Source organism: Chitinophaga sp. sic0106 (assembly GCF_019219075.1).
GTDB lineage: Bacteria > Bacteroidota > Bacteroidia > Chitinophagales > Chitinophagaceae > Chitinophaga.
Genome location: NZ_JAHUWJ010000003.1, coordinates 494,978 through 516,095, shown reverse-complemented (window position 1 = coordinate 516,095; position 21,118 = coordinate 494,978). Strand labels below are relative to the sequence as shown.

Here is a 21,118-nt window from a genome sequence, read left to right as displayed (position 1 = left end):
CATGAAGCATATACGAACTTATCAAATAGCGCTCCTTTGCCTGCTTGCACTGGCATTGGGCTCCTGCAAAAAGTGGCTGAACGTAAAACCTGAAGATAAATTTACAGAGGAGATGATTTACTCCAATCCGGAAGGTTTTGCGAATGCGATGAATGGTATTTATATGAAGATGGCAGGTAATGATCTTTATGGAAGAGGTCTTACACTTACTACACTTGATATCATGGCGCAACGCTATGCCATTGGCAATACCACCTTAAGGACTTACCCTGTCAGTAAATTGGATTATACAGAAGCCACCTTTAAAGCAACGCTCGATGTTACCTGGCAAAGAATGTTTCTCTGTATTGCCGGCGCCAATGAATTGCTTAGCAATTTAAATAAGTACGGTAATGTCCTGACGCCTGCTCAGAGCGACCTGTATAAAGGACAGGCCTATGCGTTAAGAGCCTTCCTGCATTTTGACGTATTCCGCTTGTGGGGGCCAATTTACACAGTGGACTCGTCATCACTCGCTATTCCATATTACCGCAAACTCAGTTCTGAAGTAGTGTCTTTCATTCCTGCCCGTCAGGTATTGGATAGTGTGCTGGATGATTTGAAGATGGCAGAGCAGCTGATGGCTAAAGATCCGGTAGTAGCCCAGGGATCAGTGTTAAACAATACAAATGGATACCGGATAAACCTGATTGCTGTAAAAGCGCTGCAGGCGCGCGTGCTCCTGTACCGTAACGATAAGCCTGCAGCCCTGGCCAAGGCAAAAGAAACCATAGCACTCGGTCACCCGGTATTCCCATGGGCTACTTACAGTAGTGTGGTGGAATCTGTAGGTTTCCAGGACCGCATCTTTGGATCAGAAGTATTGTTTGGGGTATATGCAAACAGCCTGTATCAAACCAGTACAAACCTGTTTATGCCCAACACCTCTCCGGATAGTATCCTGGCTGCCGGTACTTCATCACTGCTCGAAACCGTGTATGAAGGTAACCAGGCAGATTACCGCTATACCCAGAACTGGTTGCTGAGCAGTAGTGGGGTAAGCTACCGTACGCTGGCTAAATATTATGACGCCTCCCGGAAAGACCGTTATCCTTTCCGATACATGGTGCCATTGATACGCCTTAGCGAAATGTACTACATCGCTGCCGAATGTGAAACAGATAAAACCGCTGCGTTGGGATACCTCGATTCAGTGAGGGTAAACAGACAGCGCACACCGGTGTACCTCCCTGCCACCGCAGATCTGGAAGCAGAGCTGTCCAAAGAATATCAGAAAGAGTTTTATGCCGAAGGGCAGTTATGGTACTTCTTTAAACGTAAGAAAATGACAACCATCACTTCTGCAAATAATAACGCCGGTATCAAGATCAGTCTTAATCAATATGTGTTGCCTGTGCCGGAATCCGAAACATCAGTTAGATAACCATAAAGATATTAGTCATATGGAAAGATATATTTTTCGCAGTATTGCCGTACTAATATGCTTGATAGCAGCTGCTGCCTGCCAAAAGCAGGACCTGGATCTCTATGAAGATAGCACCACCGGAAATGATATTTATTTCCTGGAAAAATTCAACTATGCTGCCAATAGCAACTCCGGCGATGTGATGGATAACTACCGCCGCCGGTATATCACCCTCGGCTATACGCCGTTGGATGTAACGGATACGGTGATGGCCATTTATGTAAGGCCAACAGGTGGTAAGTACACCACCGACAGGACTTACACCGTTGAAGTGGCAGATTCTTCCACCATGAAGGAAGGCGTGCACTTCGAGTTCCTGAATAAACCATTTAAACTGACCGCAAATAGTACCAGGGATTCCATTCTAATCAAATTTCATCGTTCCCCCGATTTTCAGAAAGATACACTGATGCTGGCGCTTCACCTGAAAGCAAATGAAAACTTTGGTATCAACTTCCCGTGGAAACGTAGTATCAATGGCCGCGACAGCCTCAATATCATTGAGTATATCATCGATATGGACGATATCACAGGGGAGCCGGGCATATGGTCCGATACGTGGTTCAAGCCCTATGTGCCGTTTTACCTCGGTAAATATTCACGTACGAAAGTGCTGCTGCTGACACAGGTGATTGGTATGGACCCGAAAGAGTTTACGGTGCTGCCTACCACTACTGCCGATAAATCCAAGCTGCTCGACAAGATCGGTACCTGGTGCAAATACCTGTACTGGTGGCTGGGTGTTGAAAAACAAAACGGCCGCAATTATACCGATGAAAATGGTGATCCGATTACGTTTGGTACATTAATCAAATAAACACACAATCATGACGAATATGATGAGATATATATGCTTACTTTCTCTGGTAGTGCTGTTTGCCGCCTGTAGAAAGGATTTGGGAAATTATGATTATAAAGAAGTAAATGCATTGGCGATCAAGGGTATTCCGGATACGGTAGTGGTGAAGCTGGGAACAATCGTTCCCATTACGCCGCAGTTAACTTTTACCCAGGATACCGTAGCTGATCACTTTACTTACGAGTGGATGGCGATTGATAATGCTTCCGAAAATAAATTCAAACTCCTGGATTCTGCCCGTAATCTTACCGTAGAAGTGCCTTTACAGGCGGGTTATTACAATGTGTACTATACCGTGAAAGAAAAGTCGACTGGTATTTCCTGGTCCAAAAGTTTCGTGATGAGTGTGATTGGTGCTTTTGGTACCAAAGGCTGGTTCTTTATGTCCGATGTAGGTGGTAAAACAAATGTACAATTCTGGGAAGAAGATTTGACGCAGCTGGGTGTTTACCCCATCCGTCACCTGGATTTGCTGAGCAAAATTAAAGATCCTGTAAGTGGTAAATCACTTACACTGGAAGGCAAGCCCAAATACATGAACGTGACTAACCTGAGTATCAACGTGGCAGAAACAGGATTTAAAAACTGGATATACCTGGGGTCTGAATTTTCAAGTGAGAAAATAAATCTCAGTAATGGGATGCTCTGGCGGTCCCCTAGCTATTCCTTCCGTTTCGAAACGGCCAATTTGTACCCTTCCAATCCTTTATGGGTACATAGTCAGGGCAGAGGTGTTGGTTATGCTTATTATGAAGGACAACTATACAGATCCAACTCAACGAGTAAGGACGTTTTTGGAATTCCTATCAACAAACTCAATACAGGAGAAACTTTTAAAATATCTCCATACATAGCTGCCCCGTTAAATCTGCTCGAACTGTTGTCCATTGTATATGATGAGGATAATAAGCGTTTCATGAAACACTATGGCGGAAGTACCAGTTACATGACCACGCTCCTCCCTAAAGCAGGTGGCTTTGATCCAAATAACGTAGGTATGGACCTCCTGTATATGGCGCATACGGCAGCTTTCGGCGGACAGGCAGTGGCTGTGCTGAAAGATGCCGCCAATAAAAGGTTCATTGCGCGTATCACTTTAACTACCAGTGGTACCACCTCCGCAGAAAAACTGGAAGAAATTACTCTTCCGGAACTCGCCCAGGCGGATCATTATGAAGTAGATAACCGCTACGGCTTCCTCATTTACAGCGTGAAAGAAAAACTCTACGCTTATGACATGGATGCTAAAAAACAATGGCTGCTGCGCGATTACGGTGCAGGCTCAGAAATAACGATGCTGAAATCCGGTATGAACTGCATTTTACCCTCCTGGGCAGCTTATCTGTTAAGACCACAAAATTATAACAGAGCACAGATTGAGCCACCGGTGGTTGGCCTGGCTGTAGGCGTATTTAACGCTGCACAGGGCACTATGGGAGGAAAGGTAGATGTCATCAACATGGAGCTTTCTACAAATCCAAGCTATTATTCTTTCACCGGTTTCGGGAAAGTGGTGGATGTCGATTATATTAATTTGTAAACACGGAGCGCTTTTTAAGCTCCCCCGGCAGTATCCCTCGCTGCATTCGGAATCCTTCAGTGGCAATTCCTTCGAGAGACAACACAAAAAAAGATCACCACCCGGACGGGTGGTGATTTTATTTTCAGGGTTTAACTCCTTAACAGGAGTGTGCTTCTTTTCGGGCTTCCATAGGTTTGAGTCCCAGCGTTTGCAACATTTGCATATCTTCATCCACACCCGGATTAGGCGTCACCAGTAAGGTCTGACGTTCTCCGGTGAAAATGGAGTTGGCACCTGCCATAAAGCACCAGGCTTGTTCTGCTTCGGTCATTTCGATGCGGCCTGCGCTCAGCCTCACTACAGAGGCGGGCATAATTATTCTTGCTGTTGCAATCATCCGGACCATATCCCATATGTCCACCTTAGGGTTATTTTCCAACGGCGTTCCTTTTACCCGCGCGAGTGCATTTACCGGTACGGATTCCGGATGCTTTGGCATGGTGGCCAGGGTCAGCAGCATAGCCATACGGTCGTGGTGGGTTTCACCCAAACCGATGATGCCGCCGGAGCATACGGTGATACCGGCTTTGCGAACGTTGTTGATGGTATTGATTCTGTTATCGAATTTGCGGGTAGAGATGATCTCTTTATAATATTCTTCGGAAGTATCCAGGTTGTGGTTGTAGGCATGTAAGCCGGCTTCCTGCAGGCGGATGGCTTGTTCTTCGGTGAGCATGCCCAGGGTACAGCATACCTCCATGCCCAACTCATTCACCCCTTTCACCATATCTATTACCTTGTCGAAATCACGGTTATCACGTACTTCCCTCCAGGCAGCAGCCATACAAAAACGGGTAGAGCCGGTGTCTTTCGCCTTTTGTGCATGTGCAATTACCGTTTCAACAGGTAGCAATGCCTGTACTTTGATGTTGGTTTGATACCGTGCTGCCTGCCCGCAGTAGGAGCAGTCTTCCGGGCATCCGCCGGTTTTAATGGATAGCAGGGTACATACCTGTACTTCATCTGCGGCATGGTACCTGCGGTGAACGCCGGCGGCCTGGTATACCAGTTCCATCAGCGGCTGGTCGTAAATGGCCTGGATCTCTTCTTTGGTCCAGTCGTGTCTGATTTCAGCTGTCATTGCTTCCTTATAGATTTAAATTTCGTGTATGCTTAGGCGTATATATTTAATTCTTCTTCAATGGCTACCAGCCATTTTACAAACAACCCTTTTTCCAGTTCTTGTATATGGAGGGCATGCGCTTCCCAGTCGGGCGAAAATAGTTTCAGCTGGCTGATCATTTCTTCCAGGTGTCCTTCTTCTTCCACAATGATGGACCGTACCATCACTTTGCTGTTGGCTTCATCCAGCGCTTGTTGGTATACCGGGTACAGTTCATCTGCTCTTACTTCTATCGCATAGGTTACAAAGAGATAAGCGGCATTTTTGAGTGCCTGTCCGGCCAGGCCGAATTGTTGCTTCAGATAGCGGGAGGTACGCATGTCCAGCTGATGAAGGTAATGGCGTGTATGCGTGGCCGCGAGCAGCTCATGTGGCAGATAGGTTTTGCACAGCTGGGCATCCAGTTTCAGGATTTGCTTTTTCAGGTAATAGGCGTGGCGGTGTTCCTCAGCAGCATGTTTGAGTTGAATGAGATCCACGCTGGTAGGGTGCTCACAGCCGGATATCTTCCGGGCGCCGGCATTTTCCATGAACGACAGGGTGTTGAGCCACCTGGCATGCAGGTGAGGCTGGCCCACTATATGTTGCAATAACTGATGCATAAGTTGCTGATTTTCGGCTCAAATGTAACAGGTTGCCGGATGGTCAGACTAGGCCGGATTTTATATTTTAGGTAGTCCGGATAAATGCTTTATTTTGCCGGACTATTAAAAAATTGCAATTATGGGTAGTCCGGTGAGTGTGCCATACGAAAGCTTTGTGCAGATAGACCGCGAGTCAGCTACTGCAGTATATATTCAGATCGCCAACCAGCTGGTAAACGCCATCCAGCGGGGGTATGTAGTGCCCGGCACCCGCCTCCCCGGCACCCGCCAGCTGAGTGAACTGCTCCGGCTGCACCGCAACACCATCGTGGCCGCCTATGAAGAGCTGGATGCCCAGGGATGGGTGGAATCCCGCCCCAATAAAGGGACTTACGTGATCGGTAACCCGGAAGCCAGACCCCGTAAAATCCGGGAATCTGCTGCCGTGCCGCTGGTGCAATACCCGGCCAGCACCGGCTTCTCCTTTGATAAATCCAGCTTGCTGGATAACCCATTCGAACATGCCGCTTGCGATTATATCTTCAACGACGGTACCCCCGATATCCGCCTCACCCAGATTGCCCAGCTGTCGAGCCTCTATAGCGCCAATATGAAACGCAAAAGCAATCACCGCAAGCTCGGCTACTTTAACCACGACGGGAGCGAGTTCTTCAAACGGAACTTATCCAATTACCTCAACGTTACCCGCGGCCTTCACATCTCCCCAAACAACCTCCTCATCACCCGCAGTACGGAAATGAGCGTGTACATCACAGCTGAAATATTATTATCCAAAGGAGATATGGTGCTGGTGGGCGCCCTAAGCTATTTTTCTGTGAACATGATTTTCCAGAAATCAGGGGCCAGGATCATGCCCGTGCCTATCGACGATGAAGGGATCGATGTAGATGCTGTCCGGGAAATATGCAGCCGCCAAACGATCCGCATGCTTTACATCACCCCCCACCATCATTATCCCACCACGGTCACGCTCAGCGCACAACGCCGCCTGGCATTGCTCAACCTGTCCGCCGAATTTGGGTTCATTATCCTCGAAGACGACTACGACTACGATTTCCATTACGAGAAAAGTCCGGTGCTGCCGCTGGCAAGCGCAGATAAAAACGGAATGGTAGTATACATCGGTGCATTTGGAAAATCGCTGGCCCCGGGTTTTCGTACAGGCTTCATCGTTGCACCGGAAAACCTCATGGTAGAAATGCGGAAACACCTCGGCATCATCGATCGCCAGGGTGATATCCTTATGGAGCAAGTGCTGGGTGAAATGATTGAAGAAGGACAAATTCACCGCTATCTAAAAAAATCATTGAAGGTATACCATGAGCGCCGGGATCACTTCACGGCCCTGCTGGAGCAGCATTTGGGCGATTATCTCGACTTTCAGCAACCCTCCGGCGGCCTCGCCGTATGGACGGAATGGAAACAGCCCATCAATCTTTTTCAACTGGCTAAGGAATGCGCAAAAAATAATCTCTTTATTCCTAAAACCTTGCTGTACCAGCATAGGCAGCTATCAGGCATGCGCCTCGGTTTTGGACATATGACGCTAAAGGAAGCAACGGAAAGTATAGAGATATTGCGGTATTGTTTGCATTGATGGCGCCTGAAACTAATTCAAGCGCCATCGTCACTATAAAAAATTACTGGTACACCCGTACCCAATCCACTATCATCTGCACCGGTAGCTGCTCCGGATGCACTTTTCCTACCCAGTCGCCCCCTAATTGCTGATCAATCAAAATATAAAAAGGCTGATCATATGGCCACTGTGAAGGATCTGCGCCTTGCACACGGGGATAGGTAAACGTAGTTTTACCATTGAGCTGAAACTCTATCCTGTCCGGATACCAGCTGATGCCGAAGGTATTAAACGCAAGCGGGTCCAGCTTTGCAGTGCCGCCATGCGGCGGGTTTTTAGTCTGCTTCAGCTCCAGCGTATACCAGGAGTGCGTAGTCTGATAAATGATGCTATCATGGTTCAGGTGTTCCATGATATCAATTTCTCCGTTTTTCGGATACTTACCATATTTGTCCTGTTCAGCCAGCAGCCACATCGCGGGCCAGGCGCCCCGGGCGCACTCCAGCCTGGCGCGGATCTCTATCTTCCCATACTGAAAGGCGAACTTTCCTTTTGACCAGATGCCGCCTGTAAGGAATGGCCGCGGATCGGCCACCGTATCCGGATTCACGATGCCGCGCAGGTAGAGTAAACCGCTATCCAGGCGGTAGCAGGCATCATTGCTGCTCATATGTTTGCCCCACGCTGCATTGTTGGGTGGAATGCGTGTCCACCGGGAAGTATCCAGCTGCCGCTGGTTAAACTCGTCCTGCCAAACCAGCTTCCAGGTTTTGTGCTCACGTCCTTGCTTTTGCACGTAGATATGCTGGCGGTTGCCGCTGCGGTTAGTGACCTTACACGAAGAAATGGCTGCTACTGCGAGCAGCGCCAGGAGTATGCTTTTCATTGTCAACTGTATATGACTAGAAAGATAACGCATTTTATTTACTCGTTTTAATGGACAACAACATTTGCAGCAACACGGAAGTGATGATGATAAGCAGTCCTGCGTAAAACGCCAGGTTCAGCTGTCTGCCTTCGTGGAAAAACAGTACGGCCAGCAATATACTATATACCGGTTCCAGGTTGAACGACAGGCTCACCGTAAAGGCTGAAATACGGCGCAGCGATTCAGCCACCATTACATAGATGGCAATGGTGCAGAACGAAGCCAGGATCAGCAGGTAACCAATGTCAGCACCGGTGGGCATCAACTTTATAGCTACCGGCGACGCATACACGTAAACCGGTATCAGTAAACCTATACTCAACGTAATGCCGGTCATCTGGTAATAATTGATCATAGCAGCATCGTAACGGCGGATGAGCTTTTCATTAGTCAGCATATACAGGGAGCCTATCATGGAGGAGATGAGGCCCAGCGTAATTCCCAGCCGGTAACTGGTATCAAAGTGGAAGATAAGTCCCACCCCAATCACCGTCAGTAAACTTAATAACACCTCTCTGGAGGAAAACCGTTTTCCCGCTACCAGCGGCCCCAGGAGGGCAGAAAAAAATCCGGTAGTGCAAAAACAAATCACCCCAATGCTGATATTGGAATACTTGATACTGGCGTAAAACAGCAGCCAGTGCAGCCCCGGCAGCAGTCCGGAAGCTATCAGCAGCCATTTGCTTTCGCGGTCATATGTTTGAAATTTGCGGCTGCCCTTTAAAATCAGGTACAGCAGAATCATGGAAAACAACGCCCTGAACCATACCAGGCCGATTTCATTAATGGAGATGAGCTTACCAAATATGCCCGTAAATCCTGCCAGGACCACTGCAATATGCAGCAGCAGAAAAGATTTTTTCATAATTATGTAGGTAGATGCCAGCGCCACCCGGGCACGACAAAAAGTAATTGAAATAAGGTTGAAGTCGGAAAAGTGCTGGGGAGTGCTGAACAGGAAAGAGGGAGATGTTCGTGTAGTACAACAACCCTTACCTGCTTTGGGAGCAGGTAAGATAAACAAAACCCTTTACGAGCCTAAAATCCTTTCGCTTTATTGCAGGCAAAAGAACCGCCACCTGCCGAAGGCAGGCAGCAAGCTGCTGATTCAGCTTAGCAGGCTACTACTGGAGGAGGAAGTGTTCCTAAAAATACTGGTTTCGACATAGTTTCAAAAATAGACAATCCTTTTCAGCAATCCAACAAGGCTAAAACTTTATTTTTGCTGCAATCAGAAAAGAAGCATGTTCGAAGATCCGCATTTCACCAGGCAGTACGATCAATTGTTGCCCAACCTCCGTATCATGACGGATGTATTGGCCATATATATGTACCCCATCGATAAACCTACCCTCAACGCTGCCATGGCTACATTGTTGCCGCTACAGCCGGTAGAGGTGGGGGAATTGCTGCAGCAGCTGGCGGATATGGGTATTGTGGTAAAAAACGTTTCCGGTAGCTTCCTGTTGCCGCTGGAATATTGCCTGCAACTATTTCCCGTGGTGATCAAAGCACCACAGTACCAGGACATGCTGCGTGCGGTGCCTGCCAATGATTTTCATTTTTACAGTATGCATGCCGCCCTCCAGGAAATGCAACGCCTGCTGGTAGCCTATTTTATTGGCGACCGCTCCCTGCTCCAGCTACCTGTCAGAAAGATGGAGCAGCACCTCCAGGAGTACCTGCCTTATCTGTCGTGCCTGGCCGGCCGTACTGCCTATAAAGGCGTCCTGAGTTTTTTTTCTGAAAAGGCGGTGGCAGCTATGTATAGTTCCTCCCTCCGCTTTCAGGAACAACAGCTGCAACCCATAACAGTGCTAAAGGAATTACAGCAGTTGAGCTCCGTTCCTATATGCCCTGAAGTAAGCCTGATGGACGGTAGCCTCACGGCTATCACATCTCCCGAAACAGCAGATGAATACTTTCAACAGGCCGTATGGCTGTTGTATAATGATACCCCCGCCAAAGCGCGGCAAATGTTTGAGCTGGGGATGAAAAAGCAGCGTAGCACCGATAAAAAGAACACGCTGCCCACCACCGCCATCTATGCTTACTATTATGCCTGCAACCTGGCCCTGATGCCGCCGGCAGATGCCAGCCCGGTGATTCAGAAAATCACCACCCATTATGAACGCAAGCCCTTTCCGGCCATCGTGCCGGCGCTCGCCCTCCTGTACCTGCATGCGGGCAAGCGGGAACGGGCAGAAAACCTCCTGGAAATACTGTTCGAAAATGCCGCCAGGGAGGCCGATAAACGTCTGATGGCACTCCTCGGCTACCTGGCCCTGAAATGGTATCATCCTAAAAATAAACTCCTCGTGCTGCACCAAACGGCCCAGCGCATGCTGCTGGCCAGGGCGGTGGCAAATGGTTATGGACTGCCGGCATTCGAATACTGCTACCATGCCAAAGATGAGAACTATGACGGCTACCAGTCGTTTTATGAGGAGTTTGCCGCCACCACCGCACTACAACCGCTGGGCGCTTCCTCGGACCAGATCCCGGAATGGGAGCGGGTACTGAATTCGCTGCTGGGGCATGAGGAGAAGAAAAGAGAAAAAGCAGCGGTGCCGTTCAGGATCGCTTACCTGCTCGACCTCCAACAGTACACCATCCAGCCGGTACAACAGCAGTATAAGGAGGAAGCCTGGAGTAGTGGCCGCCACCTGGCATTGGGGCGACTAAAAGACGGCAGCGCAGAAGGGATGACCGACCAGGATCTTCGTATAGGCACCACCGTGCAAAAGGTGAGCTACTATAATGCAGGATCGGATGGCTGGTCGTTCGAGCCCCGCGTATGGCAGGAGATGGCAGGCCATCCGCTGTTGTTTGATATTAACAACGGTACCCCGGTGGAAGTAGTGAAAGGTGTGCCGGAAATAAATGTAATTACTAACGCTAAAGGGTATACGATTTCTACTAATATCCATGACTTCAATACTCCTATGATTTTTATCAGAGAGAGTAATACCCGCCTCAAAGTTGTGGTGCTCACTACTTATCAGCAACACCTGTTAAGAACATTGCACCAACTGCATACAATTCCGCTCACCGGCAAGGATAAGCTCAATGCAGTACTGCAACAGGTAGCCACACACCTCACCGTACATGCGGATATGCTGGAAACGCCCATGGATATACGCAGTATCACTGCTGATGCACGCATAGTGGTGCAACTGTTACCGGTAAACACGGGACTGAAAACCGCCTTTTTTGTAAAGCCTTTCCGCAACGATCCTCCTTATTGTAAACCCGGACTCGGCGGCCGTGCGGTGCTCGGTATTATGAACGGAGAACGTTGCCAGGCACGCCGCGATCTGGACCGGGAGCTGGCCAACTATAAACAACTCCTCGGTTATATCCAACGGGAAGTAATGCAGGAGGTGGAGGATGACCAGATCATCTTTGAAGATCCGGTGGACTGCCTGCAACTGCTGGAGGTAATCCGCCTGCATCCGGACATCGCCGTAGCGGAATGGCCGGAAGGAGAGCGATACCGCATCCGCCAGGAGCTGGATGTATCGCAGCTGCATATTACCATCAAAGAAAAAGACCATTGGTTTACGGCCGATGGGAATATCCGGGTGGATGAATACACTGTACTCACCTTAAAAGAACTGCTGGACACTAAAAAGATTAAACATAACCGTTTCTATACCCTCAAAAACGGAGAAATTGTATCGCTCACCGATGGTATCCGCCGGCGGCTCCAGGAGCTCGCAGCCTTTACGATGGAAGAAAATGAGCAGATACGCATCCGCCCGATGCTGGTGCCTTTTGCTTCGGAAGCGCTTATGGACCTGGAAGCGGTGAAAACAGATGCCGCCTGGCGTAAGATGCTCCTGAAATGGGAGCAGGCAAAAGATTTGCAGGTGGAAGTGCCGGCAGGATTACAAACCTCGCTGCGCAGCTACCAGGAAGAAGGCTTCCGCTGGATGGTGCAACTGGCCTCCTGGGGAGCCGGAGCCTGCCTGGCTGATGACATGGGACTTGGTAAAACCATACAGGCGTTAGCGTTACTGCTGCATCGCGCTCCGCAAGGGCCGGCGCTGGTGGTTTGTCCGGCCTCCGTATTACCCAACTGGATCAGTGAAGCCAATAAGTTTGCCCCTGCCTTGCAGGTCATCGATCTCTCCTCAGCTAACAGGGCAACTATTATAAAGGAAGCGCAAGCCTTTACAGTAGTGGTTACCACCTATGGCCTGCTACATGCAGAAGCGCAGCTGCTGCATAAAAAGGTATGGCACACCGTTGTCCTCGATGAGGCGCACATCATCCGCAATGCCAGTACCCGCACGGCTAAAGCGGCATATGGATTGGATGCACATTTCCGCCTTGCACTAACGGGTACGCCTGTACAAAACAATCTTGGTGAGATATGGGGGCTGTTCCGCTTTTTAAATGAAGAGCTGCTCGGTAGCCAGGAGTACTTTAATAAACAATATGTATTTCCTTCTCTACGGAATCCGGAAAGCCCGGTAAAGAAACAACTGAAAAAGTTGTTGTCACCCTTTATGCTGAGGCGCACCAAAACCGCCGTGCTGGAGGAATTGCCGCCAAGCACCGAGATAGTGAAGCTGGTACAGCAAACGCCGGAGGAAGCTGCCCTGTATGAAGCAGTGCGCAGAAAGGCTTTGGAATCACTGCATACCCGCGAGGATAATATCTCACAACGCCATATCAAGGCACTCGCGGAGATTACCCGGTTGCGGCTTGCTGCCTGTCACCCTAAGCTCATAGACGCTACGGTAGACATACCTTCTTCCAAACTGGAAGTATTTATGGAGATAGTGACCGAGCTGCTGGAAAACCAGCACAAGGCACTTGTGTTTAGTCAGTTTGTTATGCACCTGGATTTAGTGAAAGCGGCACTCTTGCAAAAGGGAGTTAAATTTTTGTATTTAGATGGTAGTACCCCGATCGCTACGCGTGCAGCGCTGGTGAAACAGTTCCAGGCAGGGGAAGCGGATATATTCTTAATCAGCCTGAAAGCAGGTGGACTGGGTCTTAACCTCACGGCGGCCGATTATGTCATCCACCTGGACCCATGGTGGAACCCCGCCATTGAAGAACAGGCCTCCGACAGGGCCAGGCGCATTGGCCAAACAAGGCCGGTAACGATATATCGGTTAGTAACCATGCATACCATTGAAGAAAAAATTCTTACACTGCATCATACCAAACGCTCGCTGGCGGACCAGTTGCTGGAAGGCACGGATCAATCGGTGAAGTTGTCGGCGGAGGAGTTGGTGCAGTTGATAAGGAGTTATTAAATAAATCAAAGTTTTCCAATCTGTAAATAATTGACGCCGAATAATGTAAAAATGGGCTCTGCTAATCCATTTTAATATTTCATGAAAGTTGTTCTTTAGTGAAACTTTTTGATTATTTTTGAAATGTGGAAACCATTAAATATCGAAAAGTAGTTTTTTACAAGACCTATTTTGAAATGTTTTTCAATGAACAGCGACCAGAAGTCCAAAATAAAATTCTTTGGACTTTAAAAGCGATTGAAGAATTAGAAAGGGTGCCGGAATCTTATTTGAAACATCTGGAAGGCACAGATGGATTATATGAAGTTCGGGTTAAACATGGGACTGATATTTTTCGCATTTTTTGTTTCTTTGATAGAGGAAAGTTAATTGTATTAGCCAATGGATTTCAAAAGAAATCGCAGAAAACCCCGGGGAATGAAATTAGTAAAGCCTTGAAAATAAAGCTTGCATATGAAAAAGAAGAAAAACAGTAATCTCACAACTCTTGAAGACTTCGTCGAAAAACATCATGGTAAACACGGGTCTAAATCCCGGGAGGAATTTGAAGCCGGATACGAAATATTTAAATTAGGTACTATGATCCATGACGCCAGAGTTGCAAAAGGGTTAACGCAGGAAGAGCTAGGAGCTAAAGTAGGCAAGAATAAATCCTACATTTCTAAAATTGAAAATGACGTTAAAGAAATCCGTCTTTCTACACTTCAAAAAATTGTTGAAATCGGATTGGGAGGCAGAGTTCACTTATCAATTGAGCTGTAATTTTCTACCTGAACTTGTATTGTTAACCCCGTACCTCCTCCAATATCCTACTCGATAAGTAGGTTACAATTTAACAGATGTTTATCACCCATGAGAAAATCCGGATGAATTTTTTTATGGAATTTTGACCGCGTTGCATCTGAGCAATGTGAGTGCAGGGACCTGTGAATTCCTTATTAACCTGTAACCCGTTAATGAAAAAACTTATTTTTCTGGTAGCCTTGTTGTTTGCCATGCAAACTACCCGGGCCCAATCCGCGATAGTAAAAGGGAAGGTGGCGGACACCCTGAATCGTACCAGTCTTTCCAATGCAGTGGTAGCTGTTTTGCGAGCGAAAGATTCCACCCTGTACCGGTTTCAGCGGACCGGTGGCGACGGGCGCTTCGAACTCAAAAGCCTGCAGCCTGGCCAGTACCTGGTGTTGATTACTTACCCGAAATTTGCGGATTATGTGGAGTCGGTTACCCTGAGCGACAGTACGCTGCAAAATATGGGTACTGTAAATTTGATCCAGAAATCGAGACTCCTGCAGGAGGTAGTGGTAAAGCAACAGGTAGCGGCTATACGGTTTAAAGGAGATACCACTGAATTCAATGCCGATAGTTTTAAAACTGCCGCTAATGCCTCGGTAGAAGAGCTGTTGAAGATAATGCCGGGCCTGCAGGTAGATAAGGACGGGAAGGTAACCGCTATGGGGCAACAAGTGAAAAAGGTGTTGGTGGAAGGAGAGGAGTTCTTCGGCGATGATCCTACATTGGTGACTAAAAATCTGCGGGCGGATATGGTGGACAAAGTGCAGGTGTTCGATAAAAAAAGTGAGCAGGCAGATTTTACAGGAGTGGATGACGGTGAGAAATCCAGAACCATCAACATCACCCTGAAAGAAAATAAAAAGAAGGGATATTTCGGGAAAGCCAGTGCCGGCGGTGGTACCAATGGATATTTTGATACACAGGTAATGGCGAACCTCTTCCAGGGTAAGCGGAAGGTAGCCTTGTTTGGAATCGCTTCCAACACTGGTAAAACAGGTCTTAACTGGGATGAGCGCGACAAATTTGGCCAGAGTGATGCGGATAATATGAGCTATGATGAGGCAAGTGGTTTTTATACCTTTTCAGGAGGAGGTGATGATTTAGGTGGCTGGGATGGGAGGTTCGACGGCCGTGGCTATCCGCTGGCACAAACAGGAGGCGTGCATTATGAGGACAAGTGGAATCAGGATAAACAACGTATGGCCGCCAACGTGAAAGGCTTGCGTATGGGGGTGGAACAGTGGTCATCTAACCTGAATCAGAACATACTGAACAATGCTGTGCAGTATTCGAAAGATACTAATACCAGCAAGGTGGTGGATAGAAAGGTTCGGGCAGACGGCATGTACGAGTGGAAGATTGATAGTATGGCCACCGTCAAGTTCAATGTGCAGGCGGGGCGTGATAATCACACCAGCTTCTCCCGTACCAAAGGAGAGGTGACAAATGAAAATGACCAGCTGCTCAATGATAATGAAAACAATACCAGCAGCGATGGGCAGCGGGATAAGTTTGGTGTGAACCTGCTATGGAAACAACGCTTTCAGAAAAAGGGGCGTACCGTCACGGTTAACTTCTCACAGAATTATGAAAAGTCCAACAGTAATATGCTGCAGCTTTCTCACGCCAACGTATATACGAACGGACTGCTGGATTCGGTATTAACAGTAGACCAGCATAAGCTAAATACCAGTGAGCAAACCGGTATTAATGGCAATGTAGCCTATACGGAGCCGCTGGGCAAAAATGGGTTATTGCAATTCTCTTATGGGTTGCAACTCAATAATAACCGTTCCGGGAGAAGTTCCTATAATAAAGCGGACAACGGCAAATATGAAGACCTTGATTCTCTCTACAGTAATGACTTTAAATACAATGTGCTCACTAATGTGGGTGGCCTGTCCTATAACTATAATTACAAGAAGTTCCGTTTAAATGTGGGGGCCAAAGTAGGTGCTACGCAGTACCACCAGGATAATTTGTTTACCGGCAATACCTGGGACCGCAGCTTCCTCAACTGGAACCCGCGTCTGCGTTTCAGCTATCAGCGCCGCCAGCAGCAAAGTTTCTCTTTGTCGTACAGTGGTTATACCAGGCAGCCATCCGTGAACCAGTTGCAGCCACTGGTGTCCAACGACAACCAGATTAACATAGTGGTGGGCAATCCGGAATTGAAGCCGGCCTTCAATAACTCGGTTAGTTTGAATTTTGGAGATTATAAGGTATTTAGTGAAAGGAGTCTCTGGGTAAATGTTTCCTACAATTTTGCGATGAATGATTTCGGAAATGCCACCGAAGTGGATGCCAGCGGAAGAAGTAAAAGCATGACGGTAAACGTTGGTGGGAACAGGGGGGTGAATTACTGGATGTCGGGCGAGTGGAAACTGAAGTGGAAAGATATCAGGATTGGCGTGGAGTCGCAGGGAGAAATAGGTAAGCGCACTAACCTGGTGAACCTGGAAAAAAATGTTTCCAATACCTACAATATAGGTGCCCAGTTGCAGCTAAGGAAATTCAAGGAAAAGAAGTATGAAGTCAGAATCCGTGGCGGCGTGAGTTATAATAGTTCCGTTTCCTCTATTCAGCAATCGCTTACTACCACTTATTGGGAATATCCGCTTAATGCGAATGTTTCCTTGCATCTTCCATGGAAGCTCGAATTCAACACCGATGTGGACTATGCTATCCGTCCTAAAACGGCGCTATTTACCACCAGCAACAGTATGGCTATCTGGAATGCCGGGCTGGGTAAGAAGTTTGGCAAAGGGGATGTGTTTGAGCTGAGATGTTCGGTGGAAGATTTGTTGAAGCAGCGCAGGGGTATTAACCGTAATATGTATGGTAACAATGTGTCGCAAAGTACTTACGGTATTATTGGCCGGTATGCGATGGTTACTTTTCTCTGGAATTTTAACAAGTTTGGTGCAGGTAAATAGTTTTTTATGAAGATGAAAATGCTTTTGATAATACTGGTAAGTACCTGTTTGGGGCAACTGGTGCGGGCGCAGGAGGCAATGTTTTTTACAACCGGACGCATAGAGTTTGAAAAACGTACTAACCTACATGCATTGATACAGGATATGAATAAGGATGACCCGGACAATTCCTGGATGCAGGTACAGTTGCAGCGTTATCCCAAATTCACCAGTTTGTATTTCGATTGCTGGTTTACCGATTCGGTAACGTTGTATAAGCCGGGGCGGGAGAGTCCTGATGTGAAGAACAACCGGGAGTTTCCTGCGAATGATAACATTGTCTATAACCTGCTGAGTACGGGGCGTACAGTTTCCCAGAAGCATGTGTTTGAGCAAACCTACCTGATTCAGGATACTCTTAGGAATATTAACTGGAAGATTACCGATGAAACAAGGAATATTGCTGGGTTCGATTGCCGCCGTGCCAATGCTGTGATCATGGACAGCGTTTATGTAGTAGCTTTCTTTACGGACCAGATCATTCCCCCGGGAGGGCCGGAATCCTTTACCGGGTTGCCTGGTATGATTCTGGGGGTGGCACTTCCGCACGATCATATCACGTGGTTTGCTACCAAGGTGCTGGTGGAATCCATACCTGCCGATCAGCTGCTGCCACAAAAAAAGGGGAAGAAAGCAACCCGTGAGCAGCTGCATAAGGATATGTCAGCTGCCCTGACAAACTGGGGTAATTATGGTAAATATTACATCAAATTTGCGGAGTTATAAACACCCTAAAAATCGCTGAAAGCCTCCGTGAACCGGGGGCTTTTTTGTTTTTATGAATTGTTCTGTGTGTGGATAAATTTATTTTTTTGGTGGATAAAAAACTAACATTTAAATTTGGAGTCCTGCGTAATTATAACGATTTAACTCCTAAGCATTGACCTCTAGCATCATTCAAAGTTCTTAGTCGAAAAGTAGCCTGTATCAATGTATTTATAGTAATCATAACTCTATTGATAAAAGATACTTCTTTTTCGTAACGTGGAATTATAATGAATGACTGCGGAGTGATCACACTCCGCAAATTTTTCCTGACATAACTTTTTCAAATATAGTAACCCTAATCTGACGAACTGTAAAAGGTTTGGGAGGAGGAATTTATCTAATCTAAAAATGCGTGTGAATGAAATAATATTTACTAGACAGAGATCTAAGCCGCAATGTCGTTTTAATTCAATGTAACCGTAGCTTAAAGGTAACCGCGAAGACTGGCAGCGATACGTCACAGCGAATAGCAAGTACTACATCAGGCTGAGCCGGGTATTGTTGGTTTTTAGTATTACATCGGCATCTGGTAATCGTATGAAGACCCTTTTATTTGTTAGAGCCCCGGAAGTATTGATCAGTGCATGCAGTTACAACAACGGTATATTTTTTACAGGCAACGTCGAGCCTGGGGTGATATGCGCCAATGGGCGTTGGATCTCAAACAACCGATCACCACAAAATTTATGACCATGAGAAATTTGTTTTGTTTGTTGGTAGTAATGTTAGCCACCCTGGGAGCGCATGCTCAAACTGTTCAGGTGGCCATGCCACTGGAGGGAGAAGATATCATCACTGAGATCTTCGGCAAAAACAAAGATGCCCTGTTGAAAGACTATCTGCGCATTTCACCTGTAGAAACCAAAGGGTTCCAGGAAGCCCTGATGGACTATGAAACGGACAAGCAGCCATGGCAGGCCGAGCGCCTGGCGCTGCTGAGGATGTACAACGAGGAATTCACTTCCCTGGACGAAAAGAAACTGAATTCACTGACTAAACAAATGATGAACAACGATCTGGAATATAGTCACCTCCAGATGCGCTACTTCCGCCGGATGAATAAGTTGCTGGGCGCTAACCGTGCAGCTAAGTTCTTCCAGCTCGACAGCTATTTCGAACAGTCCACCAAGTCGTATATACAAAACAACCTCCCATTTATTAAGGAGTTGGAAGCGGGTCGGCTGGTTTATTTCCGTGAGAAGCCGATTACCCGTCGCTGATTGTTCCCCTTTGAAAAAAGAAGTCCGTTGCTGTGTTTACAGGAACGGACTTTCTGTTATAATCATTCTTCCACATAATCTTCACTGACGGGAAGCTGCTTAAATTTCTGATAAAGGTCTTCCGGTAATGTCCCCAGCTTTCGCTTCGCCACATCAATCCAGGCTCCATCCACGTTTATGGTAGCTGCTTTCACTCCGTCCCTGCGGTAAATCTCATGGCGGATAGACCATCTGCTGCCGTCCTTTCTCGATTTTGTCATTACGCACGTTACTTTCAGGTAGTCGTTAGGCCCCACCTCCCGGTGATAAATCAACTCTTCCCTGAACAGTATCGGCCCCAGCTTCAGCGCTACCAGCTCCTCGGCCTTCATTCCCAGCTTGTCCAGCATGTTTAATCGCGCCTGCGCCGCAAAGTCGGCGTATGCACTATGTCTCATATGCATATTAGCGTCCAGTTGCGCCCATAATACAGGGCCTTCGAAATAAGTCACCATGATTAAATTTACGAAAAATGAAGTAGGGGAGATGCAAAGGGTTTGCCAAAACATGTAAAGGCTTTAAAAAGATTACACATAACCACAGTAACGGCAACTTAGGTTTTTTTATTTAAATTAGTTGATGATTAACATCCGAAATGATGAACTATAACTCTTTGACCAGCGACTGGATACGTAAAGCAATTATTTCATTTAAGAATGATAATAACTTTATCCTGCTTGATCAGCTTTATAAAACCAAATCCTATGCGGAGATCCTGGGGGTGGAAAGAAGGGAAATTTCACATAGTAATTTCCTCGCCTGGATACTGGATTATCAAGGGGATCACCAGCTGGGGGACTATCCCCTGAAAAAGTTTCTTGATATTCTCGTGGTAGCCAGTAATGATGCATTGACCAACCAGCATCAGGACTTATTCGATTTACTGGTAACAGAAAATTATGAATTAACAGCTTATACAGTAGGTCGGGAGATAGTATTGGGTAACAAATCCAGACCCGATCTGGTCATAGAGGTGGCTATCAGAAAAGACGGTCAGGATAAGAATATCAAGATTGTGATTGAAAATAAGGTAGGTGCAAAGGAAAACAACGACCAGACCTTGAAATACCACGAGCATTTTCAGAACGAATACCAGGGAGCAACGGATACCAGCGTGTTATATGTATTTTTATGTGCCATGCCTGGTATAAAATTTAGAACCGCAGTTGCCAACAATCAGCAATTCTGTAAATGTGAACATTTTATACCTATAAATTATCAATTGTTAGTGACTGACCTGTATGAGCGACTGGAAATAATCGCGTCCTCAGAAAGAGTTAAAGTAATTATCAATGAATACCTGATGGCACTTAGTCAACCAGCTCTAGGTACCAATATTGAAAACCGTGGAAAAATACCGATTATGGCCCTTGGAACTAATGAGCGCAAGTTGCTCAACGATTTTTGGGAGAAGAACAAAGAGCTGATACTCGCCTCCCTTTATGCGCTAACGGAAAATGAAGATACGAGTGAGGAAACCAGGAAAACAGTGGAAAAAGCAATCGAATCTATCTCTAATTCCTCCCGAAACAGGGACCGTTATAACCTGTATTATAATGAAGAATTGTTCCGTTCAGGATTCAGAAAAGCGGATATAGGCCTGAATGTAGTACTGCTGCTAGATGAAAAAGGATTGATCGATACGGATGTATTTAATTTTCTTGAAAACGATATGTCCGCTTCTTTCAAATTGTTGAAAACGCCAGAAGAGTTTACAGAAAATGAGATTCAGTACAATAAATATAAAACTGATAGCGATCCTGAATTGATTTATGATAATATCGGTTATTACGTGGCGAGAAACTGGAATGTTGACAATGCCATCAAATTCCGGAAGAAAATAGAAGCAAAATTTCCGGCTATCAAAATTCTAGTGGAAGGATGACATGGAACCCTGCTAAAATTGC

At 46.8% G+C, this 21,118-nt stretch carries 17 protein-coding genes; 12 read left to right on the top strand and 5 right to left on the bottom strand.

Annotated features, from left to right (window positions below):
• Window position 1: 1 nt before the first annotated feature.
• The 3 genes from KW844_RS07070 to KW844_RS07060 are packed head-to-tail and all read left to right on the top strand — an operon-like array spanning window position 2 to window position 3,864.
• On the top strand, window positions 2-1,423 hold the full coding sequence (locus KW844_RS07070) for a RagB/SusD family nutrient uptake outer membrane protein (protein ID WP_218376007.1): 1,422 nt from the start codon (window positions 2-4) through the stop codon (window positions 1,421-1,423).
• A gap of 19 nt (window positions 1,424-1,442) precedes the next feature.
• On the top strand, window positions 1,443-2,282 hold the full coding sequence (locus KW844_RS07065) for a DUF4843 domain-containing protein (protein ID WP_218376006.1): 840 nt from the start codon (window positions 1,443-1,445) through the stop codon (window positions 2,280-2,282).
• Window positions 2,283-2,301: 19 nt separating this feature from the next.
• Window positions 2,302-3,864, top strand: a complete 1,563-nt coding sequence (locus tag KW844_RS07060; protein ID WP_218376005.1) for a PKD-like family lipoprotein — start codon at window positions 2,302-2,304, stop codon at window positions 3,862-3,864.
• Window positions 3,865-4,003: 139 nt separating this feature from the next.
• On the opposite strand, the gene bioB is transcribed toward KW844_RS07060, so the two are convergent.
• Both bioB and KW844_RS07050 read right to left on the bottom strand, forming a co-directional pair.
• A complete protein-coding gene (gene bioB / locus KW844_RS07055) occupies window positions 4,004-4,987 on the bottom strand; it encodes a biotin synthase BioB (protein ID WP_218376004.1) in 984 nt (327 codons plus the stop codon).
• Window positions 4,988-5,019: 32 nt separating this feature from the next.
• Window positions 5,020-5,631 (bottom strand): hypothetical protein, encoded by a 612-nt coding sequence (locus KW844_RS07050; protein ID WP_218376003.1) that lies wholly within the window; start codon window positions 5,629-5,631, stop codon window positions 5,020-5,022.
• A gap of 121 nt (window positions 5,632-5,752) precedes the next feature.
• Here KW844_RS07050 and KW844_RS07045 point away from each other — a divergent pair, with 121 nt between their 5' ends.
• Window positions 5,753-7,231 carry a PLP-dependent aminotransferase family protein gene (locus tag KW844_RS07045; protein WP_218376002.1) on the top strand — a complete coding sequence of 493 codons (1,479 nt, stop codon included), beginning with the start codon at window positions 5,753-5,755 and terminating at the stop codon, window positions 7,229-7,231.
• Window positions 7,232-7,274: 43 nt separating this feature from the next.
• Here the strand turns inward: KW844_RS07045 and KW844_RS07040 are convergent, their stop codons facing one another.
• Together KW844_RS07040 and KW844_RS07035 are read right to left on the bottom strand one after the other, a co-directional pair.
• Entirely contained in the window at window positions 7,275-8,099 is an 825-nt protein-coding gene (locus KW844_RS07040; protein ID WP_218376001.1) for a glycoside hydrolase family 16 protein, read from the bottom strand.
• Between the two features lie 34 nt (window positions 8,100-8,133).
• The gene (locus KW844_RS07035) at window positions 8,134-9,006 is read right to left on the bottom strand and encodes a DMT family transporter (RefSeq protein ID WP_218376000.1); all 873 of its coding nucleotides are present in this window, start codon (window positions 9,004-9,006) and stop codon (window positions 8,134-8,136) included.
• 58 nt (window positions 9,007-9,064) lie between these two features.
• On the opposite strand from KW844_RS07035, the gene KW844_RS07030 reads away from it, so the two are divergent.
• The 7 genes from KW844_RS07030 to KW844_RS07000 all read left to right on the top strand — a co-directional run bounded on the left by KW844_RS07030 (window position 9,065) and on the right by KW844_RS07000 (window position 19,172).
• The gene (locus tag KW844_RS07030) at window positions 9,065-9,310 is read left to right on the top strand and encodes a hypothetical protein (RefSeq protein ID WP_218375999.1); all 246 of its coding nucleotides are present in this window, start codon (window positions 9,065-9,067) and stop codon (window positions 9,308-9,310) included.
• A gap of 75 nt (window positions 9,311-9,385) precedes the next feature.
• Window positions 9,386-13,414, top strand: a complete 4,029-nt coding sequence (locus tag KW844_RS07025; protein ID WP_218375998.1) for a DEAD/DEAH box helicase — start codon at window positions 9,386-9,388, stop codon at window positions 13,412-13,414.
• Window positions 13,415-13,539: 125 nt separating this feature from the next.
• A complete protein-coding gene (locus KW844_RS07020) occupies window positions 13,540-13,890 on the top strand; it encodes a type II toxin-antitoxin system RelE/ParE family toxin (protein WP_370626486.1) in 351 nt (116 codons plus the stop codon).
• Entirely contained in the window at window positions 13,868-14,176 is a 309-nt protein-coding gene (locus tag KW844_RS07015; RefSeq protein WP_218375997.1) for a helix-turn-helix domain-containing protein, read from the top strand. Before KW844_RS07020 ends, KW844_RS07015 begins: the two co-directional genes overlap by 23 nt.
• 194 nt (window positions 14,177-14,370) lie before the next feature.
• Window positions 14,371-17,145, top strand: a complete 2,775-nt coding sequence (locus KW844_RS07010; protein WP_218375996.1) for a TonB-dependent receptor — start codon at window positions 14,371-14,373, stop codon at window positions 17,143-17,145.
• A gap of 6 nt (window positions 17,146-17,151) precedes the next feature.
• Complete coding sequence (locus tag KW844_RS07005; RefSeq protein ID WP_218375995.1) at window positions 17,152-17,910, top strand: GLPGLI family protein; 759 nt, start codon at window positions 17,152-17,154, stop codon at window positions 17,908-17,910.
• A gap of 734 nt (window positions 17,911-18,644) precedes the next feature.
• A complete protein-coding gene (locus KW844_RS07000; RefSeq protein WP_218375994.1) occupies window positions 18,645-19,172 on the top strand; it encodes a hypothetical protein in 528 nt (175 codons plus the stop codon).
• Between the two features lie 62 nt (window positions 19,173-19,234).
• Here the strand turns inward: KW844_RS07000 and KW844_RS06995 are convergent, their stop codons facing one another.
• On the bottom strand, window positions 19,235-19,720 hold the full coding sequence (locus KW844_RS06995) for a thioesterase family protein (RefSeq protein ID WP_218375993.1): 486 nt from the start codon (window positions 19,718-19,720) through the stop codon (window positions 19,235-19,237).
• A gap of 86 nt (window positions 19,721-19,806) precedes the next feature.
• Here KW844_RS06995 and KW844_RS06990 point away from each other — a divergent pair, with 86 nt between their 5' ends.
• Window positions 19,807-21,096 (top strand): PD-(D/E)XK nuclease family protein, encoded by a 1,290-nt coding sequence (locus tag KW844_RS06990; RefSeq protein ID WP_218375992.1) that lies wholly within the window; start codon window positions 19,807-19,809, stop codon window positions 21,094-21,096.
• Window positions 21,097-21,118 lie beyond the last annotated feature (22 nt).